This window comes from Bacillus sp. T33-2, from assembly GCF_002860205.1.
In the GTDB taxonomy this organism is placed as follows: domain Bacteria; phylum Bacillota; class Bacilli; order Bacillales; family Cytobacillaceae; genus T33-2.
In genome coordinates this window covers 1-19,034 of record NZ_PGVB01000061.1, presented here as the reverse complement: position 1 = coordinate 19,034, position 19,034 = coordinate 1, and the positions used below count along the sequence as shown (strand labels likewise).

The 19,034-nt window shown below is 41.9% G+C and carries 24 protein-coding genes; 4 read left to right on the top strand and 20 right to left on the bottom strand.

The window, feature by feature from the left end; genetic code table 11:
- Positions 1 to 5: 5 nt before the first annotated feature.
- The 7 genes from CVD19_RS23920 to CVD19_RS23890 all read right to left on the bottom strand — a co-directional run bounded on the left by CVD19_RS23920 (position 6) and on the right by CVD19_RS23890 (position 5,451).
- Positions 6 to 605 carry a response regulator transcription factor gene (locus CVD19_RS23920; RefSeq protein ID WP_101585685.1) on the bottom strand — a complete coding sequence of 200 codons (600 nt, stop codon included), beginning with the start codon at positions 603 to 605 and terminating at the stop codon, positions 6 to 8.
- A complete protein-coding gene (locus tag CVD19_RS23915) occupies positions 602 to 1,735 on the bottom strand; it encodes a sensor histidine kinase (RefSeq protein ID WP_101585684.1) in 1,134 nt (377 codons plus the stop codon). The genes CVD19_RS23920 and CVD19_RS23915 overlap by 4 nt, the downstream gene beginning before the upstream one ends.
- 116 nt (positions 1,736 to 1,851) lie before the next feature.
- A complete protein-coding gene (locus tag CVD19_RS23910; protein WP_101585683.1) occupies positions 1,852 to 2,877 on the bottom strand; it encodes a fatty acid desaturase in 1,026 nt (341 codons plus the stop codon).
- 203 nt (positions 2,878 to 3,080) lie between these two features.
- Positions 3,081 to 3,470: an ArsR/SmtB family transcription factor gene (locus CVD19_RS23905; protein ID WP_101585682.1), complete on the bottom strand. Its 390-nt coding sequence runs from the start codon at positions 3,468 to 3,470 to the stop codon at positions 3,081 to 3,083.
- Positions 3,470 to 3,892, bottom strand: coding sequence for an SRPBCC family protein (locus CVD19_RS23900; protein ID WP_101585681.1), 423 nt, complete (start codon positions 3,890 to 3,892; stop codon positions 3,470 to 3,472). The genes CVD19_RS23905 and CVD19_RS23900 overlap by 1 nt, the downstream gene beginning before the upstream one ends.
- Positions 3,893 to 4,179: 287 nt before the next feature.
- Complete coding sequence (locus CVD19_RS23895) at positions 4,180 to 4,602, bottom strand: uracil-DNA glycosylase family protein (RefSeq protein WP_257985281.1); 423 nt, start codon at positions 4,600 to 4,602, stop codon at positions 4,180 to 4,182.
- 234 nt (positions 4,603 to 4,836) lie between these two features.
- On the bottom strand, positions 4,837 to 5,451 hold the full coding sequence (locus tag CVD19_RS23890) for a LysE family translocator (RefSeq protein WP_101585680.1): 615 nt from the start codon (positions 5,449 to 5,451) through the stop codon (positions 4,837 to 4,839).
- A gap of 164 nt (positions 5,452 to 5,615) precedes the next feature.
- On the opposite strand from CVD19_RS23890, the gene CVD19_RS23885 reads away from it, so the two are divergent.
- Positions 5,616 to 5,837 carry a hypothetical protein gene (locus tag CVD19_RS23885; RefSeq protein ID WP_101585679.1) on the top strand — a complete coding sequence of 74 codons (222 nt, stop codon included), beginning with the start codon at positions 5,616 to 5,618 and terminating at the stop codon, positions 5,835 to 5,837.
- A gap of 347 nt (positions 5,838 to 6,184) precedes the next feature.
- Here CVD19_RS23885 and CVD19_RS23880 read toward each other — a convergent pair whose 3' ends face one another.
- The 12 genes from CVD19_RS23880 to CVD19_RS23840 all read right to left on the bottom strand — a co-directional run bounded on the left by CVD19_RS23880 (position 6,185) and on the right by CVD19_RS23840 (position 14,323).
- Complete coding sequence (locus CVD19_RS23880; RefSeq protein WP_101585678.1) at positions 6,185 to 6,373, bottom strand: hypothetical protein; 189 nt, start codon at positions 6,371 to 6,373, stop codon at positions 6,185 to 6,187.
- Positions 6,374 to 6,413: 40 nt separating this feature from the next.
- Positions 6,414 to 6,581, bottom strand: a complete 168-nt coding sequence (locus tag CVD19_RS25105; RefSeq protein WP_180953782.1) for a hypothetical protein — start codon at positions 6,579 to 6,581, stop codon at positions 6,414 to 6,416.
- Between the two features lie 70 nt (positions 6,582 to 6,651).
- The gene (locus CVD19_RS25100; RefSeq protein WP_180953781.1) at positions 6,652 to 6,825 is read right to left on the bottom strand and encodes a hypothetical protein; all 174 of its coding nucleotides are present in this window, start codon (positions 6,823 to 6,825) and stop codon (positions 6,652 to 6,654) included.
- A gap of 186 nt (positions 6,826 to 7,011) precedes the next feature.
- The gene (locus tag CVD19_RS23875) at positions 7,012 to 7,317 is read right to left on the bottom strand and encodes an antibiotic biosynthesis monooxygenase family protein (protein ID WP_101585677.1); all 306 of its coding nucleotides are present in this window, start codon (positions 7,315 to 7,317) and stop codon (positions 7,012 to 7,014) included.
- Between the two features lie 31 nt (positions 7,318 to 7,348).
- The gene (locus CVD19_RS23870) at positions 7,349 to 8,299 is read right to left on the bottom strand and encodes a siderophore ABC transporter substrate-binding protein (RefSeq protein WP_101585676.1); all 951 of its coding nucleotides are present in this window, start codon (positions 8,297 to 8,299) and stop codon (positions 7,349 to 7,351) included.
- Positions 8,300 to 8,318: 19 nt separating this feature from the next.
- Positions 8,319 to 9,080 carry an iron ABC transporter ATP-binding protein gene (locus CVD19_RS23865; RefSeq protein WP_101585675.1) on the bottom strand — a complete coding sequence of 254 codons (762 nt, stop codon included), beginning with the start codon at positions 9,078 to 9,080 and terminating at the stop codon, positions 8,319 to 8,321.
- Positions 9,077 to 10,027 (bottom strand): iron chelate uptake ABC transporter family permease subunit, encoded by a 951-nt coding sequence (locus CVD19_RS23860; protein WP_101585674.1) that lies wholly within the window; start codon positions 10,025 to 10,027, stop codon positions 9,077 to 9,079. Before CVD19_RS23860 ends, CVD19_RS23865 begins: the two co-directional genes overlap by 4 nt.
- Positions 10,020 to 10,970 carry an ABC transporter permease gene (locus tag CVD19_RS23855; protein ID WP_101585673.1) on the bottom strand — a complete coding sequence of 317 codons (951 nt, stop codon included), beginning with the start codon at positions 10,968 to 10,970 and terminating at the stop codon, positions 10,020 to 10,022. Before CVD19_RS23855 ends, CVD19_RS23860 begins: the two co-directional genes overlap by 8 nt.
- Positions 10,971 to 11,524: 554 nt before the next feature.
- The gene (locus CVD19_RS23850) at positions 11,525 to 11,737 is read right to left on the bottom strand and encodes a hypothetical protein (RefSeq protein ID WP_101585672.1); all 213 of its coding nucleotides are present in this window, start codon (positions 11,735 to 11,737) and stop codon (positions 11,525 to 11,527) included.
- Positions 11,738 to 11,853: 116 nt separating this feature from the next.
- Positions 11,854 to 11,994, bottom strand: coding sequence for a hypothetical protein (locus CVD19_RS25095; protein WP_180953780.1), 141 nt, complete (start codon positions 11,992 to 11,994; stop codon positions 11,854 to 11,856).
- Between the two features lie 97 nt (positions 11,995 to 12,091).
- Positions 12,092 to 12,703, bottom strand: a complete 612-nt coding sequence (locus CVD19_RS23845; protein ID WP_101585671.1) for an SAM-dependent methyltransferase — start codon at positions 12,701 to 12,703, stop codon at positions 12,092 to 12,094.
- Between the two features lie 90 nt (positions 12,704 to 12,793).
- Positions 12,794 to 14,323 (bottom strand): DHA2 family efflux MFS transporter permease subunit, encoded by a 1,530-nt coding sequence (locus CVD19_RS23840; protein WP_101585670.1) that lies wholly within the window; start codon positions 14,321 to 14,323, stop codon positions 12,794 to 12,796.
- A 183-nt stretch (positions 14,324 to 14,506) separates the two neighbouring features.
- On the opposite strand from CVD19_RS23840, the gene CVD19_RS23835 reads away from it, so the two are divergent.
- Positions 14,507 to 15,397 (top strand): TetR/AcrR family transcriptional regulator, encoded by an 891-nt coding sequence (locus CVD19_RS23835; RefSeq protein WP_101585669.1) that lies wholly within the window; start codon positions 14,507 to 14,509, stop codon positions 15,395 to 15,397.
- A gap of 1,047 nt (positions 15,398 to 16,444) precedes the next feature.
- Positions 16,445 to 17,695: a cytochrome P450 gene (locus tag CVD19_RS23830; protein ID WP_101585702.1), complete on the top strand. Its 1,251-nt coding sequence runs from the start codon at positions 16,445 to 16,447 to the stop codon at positions 17,693 to 17,695.
- A 116-nt stretch (positions 17,696 to 17,811) separates the two neighbouring features.
- Here the strand turns inward: CVD19_RS23830 and CVD19_RS23825 are convergent, their stop codons facing one another.
- Positions 17,812 to 18,258, bottom strand: a complete 447-nt coding sequence (locus CVD19_RS23825; RefSeq protein ID WP_101585668.1) for a hypothetical protein — start codon at positions 18,256 to 18,258, stop codon at positions 17,812 to 17,814.
- A gap of 244 nt (positions 18,259 to 18,502) precedes the next feature.
- Here CVD19_RS23825 and CVD19_RS23820 point away from each other — a divergent pair, with 244 nt between their 5' ends.
- A complete protein-coding gene (locus CVD19_RS23820; protein ID WP_101585667.1) occupies positions 18,503 to 18,778 on the top strand; it encodes a DUF2188 domain-containing protein in 276 nt (91 codons plus the stop codon).
- Positions 18,779 to 19,034: the final 256 nt, after the last annotated feature.

Here is a 19,034-nt window from a genome sequence, read left to right as displayed (position 1 = left end):
CAAATTCATTTAAACCAGCCCTTTTCCTTCGATTGTTTAATGGCTTCTATCCGGTTGGTTACATCGAGCTTATCCAATATTGTGGAAATGTAGTTTCGGACTGTTCCTGAAGTGATGCTGAGCTGGCTTGCGATTTCTTTTGTGTTTCTGCCGTCCGCCACCAACTCCAACACTTCCTTCTCGCGTTCAGTCAGCGGGTTTTCCTCGCCGTAAACATCATCCATCAGTTCAGGCGCATAAATACGCCTCCCTGCCATGATGCTCCGGATTGAGCTTGCAAGCTCCTCACTCGGGCTGTCCTTCAGCAAATAACCGCTCACCCCCGCTTTTAATGCTCTCTGAAAATAACCTGAACGGGCAAAAGTGGTTAAAATGATGACTTTACACCCAAGATCTTTGAGTTCCTCCGCCGCTTCGAGCCCTGTTTTTCCGGGCATTTCGATGTCCATTACACAAACATCCGGCTGATGATTGCGGGCAAGGGCGACGGCTTCTTCCCCGTTGCTCGCTTTTCCGACGACTTCCATATCATCTTCAAGATTAAGGAGCGAACCTAAAGCTCCCAAAAGCATCCGCTGATCTTCCGCAATGACGATTCGAATCATATAAGCTGCTCCTTTACGATTTGTTTTACATTTGGAATTTTGATGACTAAAGCAGTTCCATCCTGCTCAAAAAGTTCCAAAGTTCCGTTCACAAATTCCAGGCGCTCCCTCATGCCGATCAGACCATTGCCTTTGACAAAGTCGTTTTCCGACACCCCGCCAACGCCATCGTCCCTTACAATGATGATGAGTTCGTTTTGGGACTGTTCGATGGAAATATAGCAGGTTTCGGCCCCGCTGTGTTTGACCACGTTGTTGACAGCCTCCTTTAAACACATGCTCAGTATGTGCTCAGTTAACAGAGGTACATTCGATAAGGTATGTTCTTCGTTGTACACAAGCTCTATTTGGGCTGCTTTAAGCAACTGTTTTACGTAAATGATTTCATCCTTCAATCTGATGCCGCGCATTTGTGACACCATTTTCCGCACTTCATTCAATGCGGTCCTTGCCGTTTGCTGCACATCCCGCAATTCACTTCTGGCTTTCTCTGGGTCTTTATAAATCAATTTTCTGGCGAGGTCGCTCTTTAAGCCAATTAGTGAAAGCCTTTGGCCTAGCGTATCGTGAAGGTCACGTGCAATCCTCTGCCGTTCCTCTAGCTTTACCAATTCTTCAATCCGTTTATGGGCATCTTCAAGCTTTTCCTCAAGCTGCCCCCGCTCCTTCCGGTTCCGCATGCTGAATGGGAGCAGGATGACACTGATCCAAATAATAATAATGAATGGCAATTGCTTTAAAAACAGTTCATCAGGCTGGAAAAATTTAAAGTTGATCGAAACGGTATAGCTGATCAAGTGAAGGACGTACAAAAAAATAAACGCGAAACGGTCTTGCATGTTACCGATCAGGTAAGCAATAAAAAAGGCGAAATACACATAACTGAACAGGGCTGTCGACGCAAAAGAAATGCCGACCAGGATGACAGTCCACAAATAAACGGGCCACTTGTTTGATAGCAATGCCAGCCGGTAACTTAAAAAAAATGCTATTGTCAAAATGATCCCAACGACAATCTCGGCCGTTGAGGAAGACTGGAAAATAAAATAAAACGGCAAAATACAAAGTATTGTCCAAATATAGGGAGAAATCCCAGTACTTTTTAATAGCACCCAGTACTTTTTAAACATCATAGAACCTCTTTTTTTGTCATACTGTCATTTTACCATAATGGCCTTCACTGATTGAATGCAAAGACTCCCCTGCAAATTCTCACAGATAAGGGGAGTCTCCTACAATGTATTTTCTAAATTCCAGGCTTTGTGTGCACTGAGACACTCTTTAAAGACTTGATGTCTTTATAGCCAATAAATTTTTTGTTTTGCTCATCCCAAAGGCGGAACTTCAGTGAGCTGAGGCTTGTAGCCAGAGTGATCGTTGGTACATTCTGCAGAGGTGCAGAATGATTGTGCGCATCTTCGAGCTTATAATTTGGCACCCTTGGGCTTAAATGGTGGACATGATGGTAGCCAATGTTTCCTGTCAGCCATTGCAGTAATTTTGGAAGCTTATAAAAAGAACTTCCTTCCACTGCTGCTTTCACGTACTCCCAATGTACATCTTCTTCAAAATAGGCATCCTCGAATGTGTGCTGGACATAAAACAGCCAGACACCTGCAGCACCGGAAATCCAAAAGATGGGACCCTGTACCAAAAGGAATTCCTGCCATCCGATTGCCCAGCAAAGGAGCCCAATCAGCGTTACGATGGCAATATTTGTGATATATAAGTTGATCCGTTCCTTCTTCCTTGCACCTTTTCTGTTGAACCGATTCTTGATAAGAAAAACATATACCGGGCCTACAACAAACATGACGAACGGATTACGGTAAAGCCGGTAAGCAAGACGAGTCCAAAATGACGCCTGCAAATATTCCTCCACAGTAAGTACCCAAATGTCCCCTGTACCCCGCTTGTCCAAATTACTGCTAGTAGCATGGTGAACAGAATGGTCGTGCTGCCATTGTTCATATGGGTGCATTGTTAAAATGCCCGTGATTGTGCCGAGTACTTTATTTGCCTTCCGGTTCTTAAAAAAAGAGTGATGGCAGCAATCATGAAAAATGATAAAAATCCGCACCAAAAACCCCGCGGCAACAACCGATATCCCTAACGATAAAAAGTAGGATATATCAAGGCTCAGGTAGGCCAGGTACCATAGCAGGACAAAAGGCACAATTGTATTTACGATCTGTATGATACTGTCCCTTGTATTTGATTTTTCATAAGGGGCAACCTGTTTCCTCAATTGTTTCGTGTTATCAGTCGACATTTTATATTATTTCCCCTTCCTTAGTGTTGTTAATTATAATTATAAAGAAGTAAAGTGTACCTGTGCAGTAGCACGTGTCATGCACAATGCATGATAAATGTCATGTTTGCAGGGCCGGAATGACTGCCTGCATTTTATTTATTCTGCATCCAGAATATTATAGTTGAACCCCTAAAAATAAAGAGAGGTGCAAAAGCACCTCACTAGTCATTATCTTTATCTGTTTTTTCTTCCTTATTCAATTCCTGTAAGGCTACGCGCGCTGCCTTGTTCGGCTGATCGTCTTCAAGAAAGTGTTTGAGCATGGATAATTTGTTATCCCAGTATATTTCGAAATACTCGAGCCAATCGCGCAATTCGTTCAATGGCTGAGGATTAAGAAGGTATCTTGTCTCCCGCCCTACTTTCCTCTCATGTACAAGGCCAGCCTCAGATAAAATGCGCAGATGCTTGGAAACAGCTGTCCTGCTCATTGGAAAATGCCCGCTTATCGCGGTGACAGGCATCTCCCGATCGCTTAACAATTTTAATAATTGTCGGCGTGTTGGGTCGGCGATAGCCTGGAAGACATCATGTTTAACAGCCGCGCACATTATGCCTCGACATACTGACGCAGTGATTTATCAACCAAGCCTGTCCACCCATTCTCCATATTATTGCGGACGACGGAATGAGGTGCGCCGAATTCAGTGACTTTATCAGCATCCCAACCAGAGTGCATAATCGTTAACTCTGTCCTGCCGTCTACTTCTTTTAAATGAAAAGTAAGTGTCCAGTCCTTACCCCAGTTAAAAGAAAGAGTGTTTGCAGGATCTAACTTCGTCACTTTGCATGGTGACATTCCGAATTGGGCTGCGTTTAAATGAAATTCGTGGCCTTCAACAGGTTGAAAGTCGTTAGGCATAAACCATGCGGCCAGACCTTCCGATGTAGCAACAGCATCCCATACCTTACCGATTGGGGCGTTAAAAACTTCCTTGCGTATAATATCTGATAATTGTTCTTTCTTTTCCATGTAATAACCTCCAGATAGCATTATGAAACCATTTGGTTTCATATTTACAAATACTATATAATAGCTTTTAAAAAGCATCAAGGGCATCTTTTTTTGGAAGGGCACACGCCACATGCGGGGTTACTTGCAGGTATGGACGGACACTATGAAAACGTTCGGTGACCTGCCTCCAATCTTCTATAAAAAATGGCCACAAATTAGGACGGCGCCTTACAGCTAAAGGATGGTAAGCAACGGTTGTCTGAAAACCCCGGACATCGTGCCATTTGCCCCTGAATGTCTTCACTTCAGCACCGGGGTTTCGAAAAAAAAGACTGCACTGCCACGTTGCCCAAGCAAACGAGCAGCGAAGGTTTTTTTGCGAGCAGCTGCTGGTCAAGATGCATCATGCAGGCATTCCGTGCATGGTCTTTATCATAAGCCCTGAAAGGCTTTCTTTTTAAAATATAGGTAATATATATATTATCCATGAATAAGCCAGCTTGATCAGCCGCTTGTTGAGGTGTTTGCCGGGTTCCGCAAACAAAAGGATTTCCGTCGCGGTCCTCACGTGCTCCCGGATTATCAAGAAGGACCAAGATTGGTGCTTCAGGATTACCTTCCCCCCAGACCATCCGCCTTCCATGTTTGTAAAGGCCACAATCACGGCAAGCTTTCTGGTCACCTGGAGTTGGTTCCTCAGGCCATATCACTGGACAAAAATCCGACATTCTTTTCACTTCCAATTAATATAACTTTGATAAAAGATATTGTGCCCGGTTCTATCTTTCTTTAATAACGATATAACGAAGTGAAATTAACACACTGGCTCTGAATAAATCACAGAATGATAAAGATTCAGGATGTAAAATGCTACTTTGATGTGCCTTCTTTAATTCCTAGTCAAAGTACCAATGAACAGAAAAAGATAAGCGGTGTATCACTTTCTTATTAATAAATGGTACCTAACGTTCATTTTGAAACACGAGTTGTAAGCCGAGTCCCAGATAGATCACTCCTATAATCTTACCCTGCCAGCGCGAAAAGCTGTTTTTCTTTCTTGATATCCATATGCTTACTGACCCTGCTATAAAAGCTATAAAAGTAGTATATAAAATGCTCATCAAAACAAAGGTAAGCCCCAGAATCATCAGTTGATAAACGACCGGCAACCCGTCAGGACGGACGAATTGCGGCAGGAATGCGAGGAAAAACAGTGCCGTTTTAGGATTTAGCAATTCTATCAAAATAGCTTGCCGAAATGACCTTGAAGGGTCTGTTTTTTGAACTACTGGGATATCAAGACTTGCAGGTTTATCAAGAAACGCTTTTATACCAAGGAACACGAGATAAAATGCACCAAGATATTTCACCACATCAAAGGCAAGGGCCGAAGTCATCAGAATCGCTGATAATCCAAGAACAGACGCCAAAGTATGAATCAAATCACCGACCGCTATCCCCATACCCGTAAAAATCCCGGCGTTCCTCCCTCCTCTCAGGCTTTGGCCTACAGTCAGAAGCACGGCTGGGCCTGGAATGAGGAATAACGTCAACACCACTAATACAAACATCAACATAAAGTTCTCTCCTTCTAAAATTTCTTGATCCTACGCAACTCTGTACATAGAACATTTCTGAATTATTGTATAATTTTCGCATGCCGGGGATATGGATATTTTTTTAATAAATGGGAAATCTAGAGAAGAAACGTAAGTCCATTTCCATCAGGGGGTTATTAAGAATGAATTTATACAACAACATGGAATTTGAAATGACAAGCTCCTTCATTCCGAACATCAGTAAATCGGACAAATTAAAAATATTGGAAATTACCAGTGATAAAGTGGTAATAAAGATGGAAAATTCTATTTGCCGGGGAGTCTTTCCGTTGGATAGCTTCCAATATTGGATTAAAAAAGGAGCGCTCATCCAAATCGATGATCATGAACAAAAAACATCGTAGGAAATTCTGCGCAAGGCTTCCAGCTGATCTTCAGTGAAGCTGGAAAGCTTCCTTGTACACGAACAACTACTATTCTGCCATTTTTTCAATCTAACACATAAAAACCAGTGTGCTCTACAGACTCCATCATACCCTAAAGAATGCAACGAAGAAATCCTGAATAAATTCTTTTCATTTCCACCAACGTATTATTTTTTTAATAATAAAACAACTTTTACTCATAATAAAGTTATTTTGTATAATACAGAGTTTCATATCTTAAAAATCAGTGTTTATGTACGAGTTAACGAAAAAAACTTTATGGTATGCTGATAAATTTCACGCCATGCCATAAAGTGTAAACATGTTCATTGAACATCTGGCCCTGCCCCGGCCATTCCTGCATTCGGATGATCCGGTGAGCTTCCAGGCCCATTGCCCACAAAATTTTGAGGTACATTCGGGCTGGCGTTGTTTATTTCATCTGTTCCGGCTAAAGCATCTTGCCGACGTTCAGGGCGAACATCTGCTTCCGGTTTGTTATCTTGATGGAACATTATTATTACCTCCGAGTATTTAACCGGGATTCCCGATTATTTATCTTCCCCTCGTGTCTCCGCCACTGAGGCCTGCCGGGTCGATTGCCTCAGGATCACCTGTACTTGGTTCACTGTTTTTCCGATTGGCTTTTTGATTGTTTTTATATTCAACATCTCTGTCCATATTTCTTGCGTTTCCCAATAGCTCATCATTGCCGTTTTTCATAAGGTACCCTCCAATTCTGCTTTTGTGCTCACGGCTTTTTCTAAACGCCGATGGTATGAGTCTGCATACGTTAATGATCTGTTTTTTCACCAATTACGGCCTCTCGGGTTAGACGGGCATTGTTTAAGCCAGTGTCGCTAAAAGAATCATCACTATTTAAACGGCCCCCAATTGGTCCTCCATCCATATCATTGTTTTCATTGTGCAGGTTTCCTGTTGGGTTCTTGCTCTTCCTTTCTGCCATAAGATCACCTCCCCTTGAACAAAAATACGCAAATATTATGTGCTGTTTTCTATGTTGATATACGGCCAGTCCGGTTCATGAGACTTTACATATGGGGAATATCTCCTGTCTGTAAGGTTAAGACAAACAGAAAGAGAGCTGGCAATGCCAGCTCCCTAATTTTCATATATGGCTATTTAACTTGAATCAGGATTTTACCTCATATACATCCTGGCTCGACTCAATCACAAACTCAGGCCTGGGCTTGCCGAGATTCGCTTTATGACCAGCGATATGGTCCGGATGCTTTTCCCAGTTCTTCCAATCCTCCTCTGACTCCCAGTGAATCAACACGAGGACTTCCTCATCGCCCCGCCGGCTTTTTTTGACTAATACTTGCTTATCTATAAACCCTGGCTGCTGTTCGATCAAACTTCCCTTTTTTGAAAAACGTTCGACCATTTGGCTCGAGAATCCTTCTTTTACATGCAACCGTTTAATTTGATAAAACATGTTAACCCCTCCATGGGTAGCAGGACCCATATTATAAGGCAGATTTTACTTCTTCAATCATTGCCTGGAATGACTGCAACCCGCCGCCGCTTAAGTACCAGTTCTTTCCGTCCAAATAAATGATTTTGTTCTCTTTATAAGCAGCTGTCTTTTTAACAAGCTCGTTTTCAATTGTTTCTTTTGCTCCGACATCGCCGCCTACCGCAGCAGAACGGTCAATCACGAACAGGATATCTGGATTCTTCTCTAAAATATATTCAAAGGTAATGCTTTGGCCATGCTGGGATACTTCAATTTGCTTATCACTTTGTTTGAACCCAAAAACATCATGGATGAAGCCATAACGAGAATTTGAACCGAACGCACTTACTTTTCCTTCATTGGCTAACAGAATTAAAGCTTTTTTATTCGAAGCCGCTGCTTCTTTATTTATCTCGTCAGCACTTGCTTTTATTTCTTTCAGCTTGGCGGCAACTTCATCTTCTTTTTCAAAAATTTCACCAATCAGATTCATGTTTTTCTCGAAAGAATCCATATAATTAGCAAAATCCATGTCAACGAATACTGTTGGAGCGATTTCCGCAAACTCATCGTAAAGTGCAGCCTGCCTTGAAGAAATGAAAATCACGTCAGGCTCAAGTGAATGGATGGCTTCAAAATCAGGTTCTTTTAAGCTTCCTACATTCGTGTACTCTTTTCCAGCATATTTCTTCAGGTAGTCAGGGACAACAGCTTGTGGTACACCAGCCACATCTACACCAAGCTCATCGAGTGTATCCAGCACGCCAAAATCAAACACAACTACTTTTTCAGGATTCTTTTTAAGAACGGCTTCCCCATATTGGTGTTTAATGGTCATTTCCTTCGACTCAGCAGCTTTGCTTTCTTTACCAGTTGCGTTAGTCTGTGTTTCCTTTGAACCGCAGGCAGCTAATACAAAAATCAGTGTAAAAATAAGGGCAGCGAAACTCCATTTTTTCATTTTATCTTCTCTCCTTTAATTATGAATTAAAATAAACGCAGATTCGGCAATTGTTCATTTCCTGGATTGGGATATCCATATCATATATTTCTTTTAATGCATCTGATTGAATAATTTCCTGGGTTGGTCCATCTTTGACGACTTTGCCATCCTTTAGTGCGACGATGCGGTCAGAATACACCGAAGCAAAGTTGATGTCATGCAAAACGATGACTACTGTTTTTCCCAATTCATCGACAAGGCGGCGGAGAATCTTCATAATTTGGACTGAATGCTTCATATCCAGGTTATTAAGTGGCTCATCCAGCAAGATGTAGTCTGTATCCTGGGCGATGACCATTGCGATGAAGGCACGTTGCCTCTGTCCCCCGGAAAGCTCATCGAGGTAACTGTCCTGTATATCGGTGAGGCCCATGTATTCGATTGCTTGATCAACGATCCGGTCGTCCTCAGCCGTCAACCGTCCCTTTGAATACGGGAATCTGCCAAAGGAAGCCAGTTCCCGGATCGTCAGCCTTACATTCATGTAGTTTGACTGCTTCAAAATCGAGACAGATTTCGAGAACTCATTGGACTTCATCTTCCGGACATCTGACTGGTCAATCAGCACTTCACCAGTATCTGCATCCAAAAGCCGGCTCACCATGGAAAGCAGCGTCGATTTCCCTGCACCGTTTGGACCGATGAAGGACGTTATCTGGCCGCGCTTAATGTCAATTGTCACATCCTCAACCACACTTTTTTTACCGTAAAACTTTGACAGTGAACGCACTTGAATCATGTTGACCTACTCTCCTTCAACAGCAAATAAATGAAGTAAACACCACCGACGAAATTGATGATGACACTAAGCGTAGTCGAAAAGGTGAACACCCTTTCCACCATCCATTGGCCTCCTACAAGCCCAATGACACTTATAACAACGGCACCACTTATCAGAATGCTATGTTTGTATGTTCGAAAAGTCTGATACGCCAGGTTTGCAACAATTAATCCGAAAAAGGTGACAGGACCCACCAATGCGGTAGAAATCGAGATAAACACTGCGACCAATACAAGCATTTTTTTGATAATGGAATCATATGGAACGCCAAGATTGATGGCATTGTCACGCCCCAGTGATAAAACGTCGAGATAGGATGTGTAACGCCATGCATAAGCGATCAGCAGTGCAACCAATCCCACAGCCAGCCATACTAAATCAGAATTAATATTATTGAAGCTTGCGAACATTCTATCCTGCACAATCTGGAACTCATTTGGATCAATAAGCACCTGCAAGAAGGTTGAAATGCTTGAGAAAAAGGTTCCGACGATGATTCCTACAAGAAGCAGGAAATATACCGGCTGATTGCCTTTTTTAAAGAGCAGATTGTACAGAAGAAAAGCAAATACAACCATTGTAGCTACAGATATTGCAAAGTTCAATTGCTTATTCACCACAGTGAGGTGGCTAGAGCCAAGGAAAAAAATGATGAAAGTTTGCAATAGCATATAAAGAGAATCCAACCCGATAATGCTGGGGGTCAAAATCCTGTTATGGGTGATCGTTTGGAACACCACTGTTGAGTATGCAATCGAAAGAGCCGTCAGTATCATTGCAGCTACTTTCATGGCCCGTTTAGGCAAGGCATAATCAAAACTTCCGTTTAAATCGTGAAATAAATAAATGCCGCAGATACCGGCTGCCACTACCATGAGTAGCATTATTTTGAATGAATTACGCATAGGCCTTCCTCCTGAACAGCAGATACAGGAAGATGCCGCTTCCAATCACGCCTACCATCAGGGAAATCGAAATCTCATATGGGTAAATGAGGACCCGGCCCAAAATGTCAGTAACCAACAAGAAGTTAGCTCCAAGCAGTGCTGTGTGCGGCAATGTCTTTCTAAGGTGGTCACCTTTGAAAATCGAAATGATATTAGGGATGATCAATCCCAAAAAGGGGATCATGCCTACCGTGAGCACGACTGTCGCTGTTATTAGAGCTACAAGAATCAGCCCGATATTCACCACACGTTTGTACGCAAGCCCAAGATTTTTCGAAAAATCCTCCCCCATTCCTGCAACCGTAAAACGGTTCGCAAACAAATAGGCTAACAATATTACAGGAATGCTTATGTAAAGCAGTTCATACCGGCCTTTCATAACCATCGAGAAATCTCCCTGCAGCCAGGCGGACATATTTTGGATCACATCCGCGCGATAAGCAAAAAATGTTGCGACTGAAGAAAGAATATTCCCGAACATCAGGCCTACAAGCGGAATGAAAATCGCATCCTTGAACTTGATCCTGTCGAGGATTTGCATAAACAGAAACGTACCAGCAAGCGCAAAGGCAAAAGCGATCGCCATTTTTTCAAGCATGGAAGCATTAGCGAAAAAAAGCATTGAAACTAAAATCCCAAGGCGCGTGGCATCCAATGTTCCGGCCGTGGTCGGAGAAACAAATTTGTTTCGGCTCAGCTGCTGCATGATCAGTCCGGCTATGCTCATCCCTGCTCCAGCGAGAAGAATGGCAATTAACCTTGGAATCCGGCTGATCAGGAAAATCTCTGTCTGCTCCGATTGAAAATCGAAAAGTTCCATTGGTGTTATGCTGCTTGCTCCAACAAAGAGTGAAAGTATAGAAAGTACTAGCAGCGCTATAAGTAAGTAACGTTTCTTCATGTGGCATCCTCAACTTCTCTAAATCGAACTAACAATGATAATCATTATCAACTTGTTTATATCTCAATAATAGAGAGGTATTTTCATATTGTCAATGAATAATTGAGAACGAATTTCATTTGTTTGTGAATTTGTTACAATTATGTGATAATTTAAAGCAGGTGCTGCTTATTCCGTGGACTAAAAAAAGGCCCCCGAAGAACAGTCGGCTGGCCGGACGTGCGGTTTTATACTAATTGGGTAATTTAATTCAATGCGAAATCAGGACTAATTTTTAACCTTCTTGTTATGCTTCTACTACATATAAAATTTATCTCTAAAGGCCATGATGGACATTTCCCAGTCCAGCTGGTTCGGTTTTGTCCATTAGAGCCCATATGATGGACATTTCTCCGGCCGATTGGCCGGATTTTGTCCATCAGAACGTTTCTGAAGGACACTTTCCCGGCCAGCGCACATCCCTTTGTCTTATAAACCCACATCACAGGATCGATTTAGCCCCATCCATATCTATTTTGCTCGGTCTGAAGGATTTAAAGAGATTCACGGTCTGCTCAACTTAGTACCACTCGTGTAAAGTGATCATCTTCATGGCGTGCAAATTGTTCGTGGACCTCCGTTACATGCCTCTCTTCCCCGTCGATTTCCATCAGGTCGCCAATCATATATTCTCCTGCCCAGTCCGGGTATTGCTTTTTTATTTCATCAGCTGTGGAAACTTTGACAACTGCTCCATCGATAAAGAATTGAAAAAAGTGTTCGCCCATATTTTTGATTCCTTTCTGTTTTTTCTGTAAAAAAAAGAAGGCTTATCCGCCTTCTGTATGTGTCAAGGTATATTTTATGCTGTTTGCAGACTTATGTAAGGCTTAATTTGTCTGCTTCATTCAAAATCGTCAGGGTTCTTCTCTTCCAATATCCCTTTTTTTGAGTCCAGATATGCTGGTGGCTCTTTTGGATCTGATGCTGGTGATAAGATATTCCCATCCGCATCATATTTTATTTTACTTTTTTCGTCCTTCATCTCAATCACCTCCCTTGTTCATAGAATTCCCTAATATTGGTGAAATATTATAGATTTCAGAAGTAAATTCTGAATTCCATTGTTGGTATTGGAACCATTAAGCATATAAAAGCCGATATATTAAAAATCTCTCGTTGGCATAGTCTTTAGATAAAACCGGCAGTTTTACTTCTCTCATCAGTTCAAAAGGTGTGCTATTTTCCAGAAAATAGATATAATCCTCTGAAGGAAAATATAAAATGAGGTCAACATTCCTCTCTGATTTTTCCACTGAAATCAATATATTTTTTACAACTTTCATAAAAACCTGGATGGAAAACGGGTTGAAAAAATAAAACCGGTTATCGGCGGAATCAATATCATACTCTTCCGCAAGGCAGTGATGGAAATGGATTTGGCTTTTGGCGTTTTTGCGTTTTTTTATGTAACGGGTTAGATTTTCAACCGCATCATGGTAAAAAAGATCATTCATTTCAATGCCTGTTACAGTAGCATCAAAGAAATAATGGGTATAAAACGCAAGCCTTCCTTTGCCGCTTCCAAAGTCCACAAGACAGTCGTTGCGATTGATTTCATAATGTTTGAATAATTCTTCTAATGCACTGAACGGCGTTGGTTCATAGCGATGATAATGATAGGACTTATTGAAACCCTGTTGATCTCCACCGGTACTTATATTCAGCAATTTATCAAAATACTGTTCCTTCATATTTTACACATCTTTCATAAGAAAATAAGCTGCTCAATCTTGCGAGCAGCTTTTTTCACCTCATACACTTGTCTTGCTAAACGATCGAGCTTATTTCTCTGCCAACTTTTGAGATGGATTTTGGGCAGAGGGTTTTCCGATAATGTCTTCCGCCTGCTTTGCCCTTTTGATAAAGAAAGACAGGACAAGCGCTAAACCAGCAATGAAAACAGTGACAAAAAATGCGTCATTTATGCCTTCCAAAGTTGCTTTCATGACGATTTGCTGCTGCATCTCAACCATGGCAGCTTCTGTTGGCGGTGCGCCTGCAGCATTCTTCATGGCATCTTCGGTGAGTTCCTGGATATGTGTCTCTGTCCGTATAGACATAATTGTGACCAGCAAGGCCGTGCCAATTGCCCCGGAGACCTGTTGAAGTGTATTGTTCATTGCTGTGCCGTGCGGATAATACTGTGCCGGCAACTGATTTAATCCATTTGTAGTAACCGGCATATTTACCATAGACATGCCAAACATACGGACAGTATATAAAATAATCAACTGTGTGTATGTAGTCTCAAGTGTCAGTTCGCTAAAATAATAACTTGTGATAACTGTGATAGCCAAACCAATGATTGCCAGCGCCCGTCCGCCAAATTTATCGAACAGTCTTCCTGTGATCGGTGACATAAAGGCCATCACAATTGCACCCGGCAGCATCATCAGACCCGCATCAAATGGCGAAATCCCCCGTATCGATTGGACATAGATCGGAGTCAGCAGCATGCCCGAGAACATTGCCATTATCACAACCATGGAAATGGCCGACGATAAGGCGAACATAGGGTATTTAAAGATCCGAAAATTAAGCATTGGCCTATCCTGCCTCAGCTGGCGCAAAATAAACCAAACCAATGCAATGACACCTATAATCAGTGTAGTGTACACTTCCGGGTCATCCCAGCCTTCAGACCCTGCGGAACTGAACCCGTATAATAACCCGCCAAACCCTGCACTGGATAATAAAAGCGAGAATAAATCAAGGCGGATGTCCACCTTTTCTTTTTTATCTTTGAGCAAGAAAAAGCCTATCAGAAGGATAGCAGCTGCTATTGGTGTGATAAAGTGGAAAAGCATTCTCCAGTCATAATGTTCAATGATCCAGCCTGACAAAGTAGGGCCAATTGCCGGCGCAAACATCAGGACTAACCCGAAAACGCCCATTGCTGTGCCCCGTTTTTCAATTGGAAAGCTTGTCAGCATCACATTCATCAACAATGGCATCATGATTGCCGTTCCTGAAGCCTGTATCATCCGCCCAACCAGCAATACAGAAAACGTATCTGCGCTGCCTGAGAGGATCGTTCCTAACGTAAATAACGCCATGGCTGAAAGGAACAGATGGCGTACGGAATACTTTTGGATTAAGAAAGCTGTAGTCGGAATCAAAATCCCGTTGACAAGCATAAACCCTGTGGTAAGCCATTGAACAATTGCCGGCTTTACCTTCAAATCAGTCATGATTGAAGGAAGGGCGATGTTTAATAAAGTATTATTTAAAAACGCGATAAAGGCTCCGACGATCAGGATTGCAAGAATCCCGTATGGCGGACGCCCTGTGTTTTGTTGCGAATGATCCATTGTGTTCCTCCTGTATACGATAAGTTCATTTTTTTGTACCCTTGTTACACACAGACAATATATTATACCACCAGTACAAAATGCGCAATAAAAAAAACCGGTTTTTTTCAGGGTTTGTGCTAAGGGATTAAATATTGTATTATAATTTCTATACTGACTGTCCAACTAAAATAAGGTGATGAGATGAACGACAGAAAACAGCATGTTATCGAAATGGCCCACCAACTATTTATCGACAAAGGCTTTCAAGCCACTTCCATCCAGGACATTTTGGAGTACAGCGGAATTTCCAAGGGAACATTCTATAATTATTTTTCCTCTAAAAATGAACTATTAATCGCACTTATTAAAACGATTTACAAAAGGATGGAAAAAGACCGGAATGAACTGCTGATTGGCCAGGACCCTTCCAATATTGAAATTTTCGTAAAACAGATGGTATTGCAGTTGAAGACTAATAGAGCCAATAAATTATTTTCCCTTTTCGAAGAAGTCATTTTCTCAAATGATCCAGACCTTAAACAATTTATCAAAGAAGGACAATTGCGAACACTGCACTGGTTGACCAAGCGTTTTGCAGACATATTTGGTGAAACGAAGAAACCGTATTTGTTGGATTGCGCCATCATGTTTGTGGGCATTTTGCAGCATAACCTCAAATATTACACGTTGGCACATGGTTCAAAAGCCAGTATCCATAAAGTCGTCCATTACAGTGTAGAGCGGGTCGTATCAATGGTTAATGAAGTGGCGGAAACAGGTGATCAATTAATGGAACCAACCCTCCTGAATAAGTGGCTGCCAGAATGCAATAAAACTAGACAAACTTTTCAGAAGGACCTAAACCACACTGTTTTATCAATGAAAAAAACACTAAACCATATGGAAGAACAAGCGAAATATATTGAGTTATTGGACTTTATCCAGGATGAACTCATCCATTCCACTAACCCGCGGGAATATTTGATAAAGAGTGCTTTGTCATCCTTGGATGGAGGTCAGACACCTTTTGGAGAAACGGATCTGAAAGAACTGAATCGGCTCATTGTACGTTTTTTTCAGCAGGATCAATAAACATCCCTTATGAGTAATAGCTGAAAAATATGGCATAAAAAAACACCCCTGTTAGATAGTCCAAGACGACTGACAGTGGTGTTTTCATCGAAGAATGCGGTTTAACTCTTATTGAGCTGATTTTATGATGTGCTGCAGTCCGGCGTAGGCAGTCGGAAATGTAAGAATATTGTTCCTTATCTCCCTGGCTAACATCACCAACTTCGGACTAATGCCAACAAGGACACATTGAGATCCGATTAATCTAAGGGAAATCAGTTAATTTTTAAGCTCATTTTTTGTTTCGTTTTCAAATTCGAAAAACACCGCTTAAGTCGAACAAAACATATCTTACGCTATTGAATGCACATTCATTCAATACAGAAGAGATCACCTTGTCGGCACGTTCCTCATTAAACTTGCCTATCCAAGGTACAGCAATCGTATCTTCCCATATTGTAATTATTAGTAAAGAGCATTAATCAGCTGCTCCTTCTCTTTGTCTTCCGCAGCTTTTGTAGTGACATCCATCAGCATAACGACATATCCCTGTACATCACCGGTTTCATCTTTTATCGGCATCATTACAATATCAGCTACGAAACGGTCCTTGATCGTAATAGCAGCCTTTCATACGCTGCGTTCCCTGTTCTTAATCATGCTTATGATATGGAATAACCCAGTTATTGCGGCTGCTGGATGGCGTTTTTTCTATTTTTCCTGTCTAAATAATCCTCTTATTCGGACTACCTCTGGCTCCTTCCTGGCTTCGCTGTCCGAATTACCCTCTCTCTTTCGCACTGCTCCATGGAATTACATGCTTGCCCTGTCCGAAAAAGCCTATCAATTTTACTATCCAATCATCTGCGTCTGTACTGTAATTTTCCGCTATTAAATATTTATTACTAGAACCAAAGCACATCATGTTTAAAAACATACCTACGTTTCAATACTTAAAGGGATGGGATAACGGGCCCTGCTTATCCTACTGAAAAACAACTATTAATAAATGAATGCGTTAAAAAAGACGGTCATGGTCAGCATGCAAAGGAGAAGATTATTATGTCAATGAACGGACAAGTTCCCCATGAGAAAGGGTTAGACCATACTATCGATTTGCTGCGTGATGGTTATCTGTTTATTAAAAACAGGGTTGACGTTCTAAAGTCCGATGTTTTTGAAACTCGTTTATTCGGGCAGAGGGTGATTTGCATGACCGGAGAAGAAGCCGCAAAAGTGTTTTACGATCCGGAACGGTTCGTGCGAAAAGGTGCTGCACCTATGCGCGTAAAACAATCACTTTTTGGCGTTAATGCCATCCAGACTATGGATGGCGAGGCGCATATACACCGTAAGCTCCTCTTTATGTCCCTCATGACACCCGCTCATCAAACTAGGCTCGCGTCGCTTGCGATGGATGATTGGGAAGCTGCGGTCAGTAAATGGGAACGTGCAGAAACGGTTGTTCTGTTTGAAGAAGCAAAGAAAATTTTATGCAGGATAGCTTGCAACTGGGCAGGAGTCCCTCTCCAGGAATCCCAGCTCAAGAAGCGTGCCGACGATTTCCACGCTATGGTTGATGCCTTTGGAGCTGTCGGTCCGAGACACTGGAAAGGAAGAATGGCAAGAAACAGGGCTGAAGAATGGATCAGCAAGATCATCAACGATGTCAGGACTGGCAAGCTGTTGGCTGCAGAAGGTTCTGCAGTTTATGAGATGGCTTTTCACAGACAGTCTGACGGCCTCCTGCTTGATACGAAAATAGCTGCGGTAGAGCTTATCAATGTGTTACGTCCGATTGTTGCGATTGCAACCTTCATTACGTTTTCAGCCTTAGCATTGCATGAGCATCCAGAGAGTATAGAAAAGCTGCAATCAGACAGGGGCGAATTTCTGGAAATGTTCACACAGGAGGTACGGCGCTATTATCCGTTCACCCCATTTCTTGGGGCAAGGGTAAAGGCGGATTTTATCTGGAAACAATGTGAATTCAAAAAAGGAATGCTTGTCCTTCAGGATATTTATGGTATGAATCACGACTCCCGGATCTGGGAGCGCCCAAATGAATTCAGGCCGGAGAGGTTTAAGGGCTGGAAGACCAATTTATTTGATTTCATGCCCCAAGGAGGGAGCGACCCTTCAAAGGGACACCGATGCCCGGGCGAAGGAATTACAATAGAGGTGATGAAGTCGAGCCTCGATTTTCTGTCAGGCAATATTGATTTTGAAGTCCCGCCTCAGGATTTAAGCTATAGTCTATCAAAAATGCCTTCATTGCCTGAAAGCGGATTTGTTATGACCAATATTCGACGAAAATGAAGCCCCCTCTATTACCAAGAAAAACTGCGGCGAATCATTTATTAACACATTTAAAATAACCTGCAAATTTGCTTTGCAGGTTACCTTCGTCTGTTTAAAGGGGATTGATGCTCTCTTCAATCCTTTTTTAATATTCGCTTCAATAAAAAACCGGTTAATAATCCCGGAATAACACATAGCATCGGAAACCACATCGTCCCCAACAGGATTCCGAACAGTTTTACTCTTGTTGAAAACATAATCCCTACTGTGACAAAATATGCTGAAAACACGAAAGGAAGATAAGCATAAGGCTCTTTCCCCCCGCCTGCATCTTTAAACGCATCCCACATTGCAAAAAAATATAAACATGGGTAAAACATCAGCCATTGATAGTCAGCAGCTGAAATGGCTTTTTCAATCTCCCCGTTAAAACTAAAATAAATGACCTCGTTGAAATTGGCCTGCACATTGATGACTACTTCCAACAAGATGAAAAGTATTCCTTTTACATACTTTCCGTTAAGCAATTGACCGAATCCAGGAAGAGCTATGCTCCATATTAGTTTTTCTTTTACATCCACATCCTGCTATCCCCTTGCAATATCTTCTTGTATTTGATCAGGGGGGATTTTCCCAGCCATCCTTTGTAATATATCTTAATCAACCCCATTTCCCAACAATCACCGCCTAGTTTACTCTAATGCCTCCTTGGTAATATCTCCTAAAATTTTCAATTTATTAACTAAATCATTAGCTGACTGTTATGTTTCTCTGTTATATAAGCGGGTAAAGTTATATATGTTTTTTATCTAAGGAGGTTTACACATGCCACAGTACAAAGGTAAGGATAACCATGATGAACGCGACCAGTATTTTAAAGACCGGGCGGGGACTGACGAAGCAAGGTTCCATGTTGTGCCTCATGACGAGGAAGGCTGGGCTGTGAAAGCAGAGGGTGAGGAAAAGCCTGAATATACCACGGATTCAAAGTCGCAGGCTGTTAAAGAGGCTAAACGAATGGCTGAAGAGGCAGGAACGATGGCCATCATTCACGACGATGATGGAAAGATTGAGGAACAGCACAACTATCAGGAGCAATAGTTTGCTATACTTTTCAATCGCGGCCAGCAGATCCAAAAGTAAATAAAAGAAGAATACAATGAAAAAAAAAGCGGGCAAATCACGAGACTGCTGAAAAAGTCTTAATATGTCTTCGTGATTAAAAGGAAGAGGGATCTCTTCCTTTTTTTAGTCCACATGATTTAGATGATGAAGTAAAAATGGTATCATAGGGATAGAAAACATTTAGAAAATTGGTGAAACTATGCTACCCAAAAAAGAATTAAAGCTCAGTTCA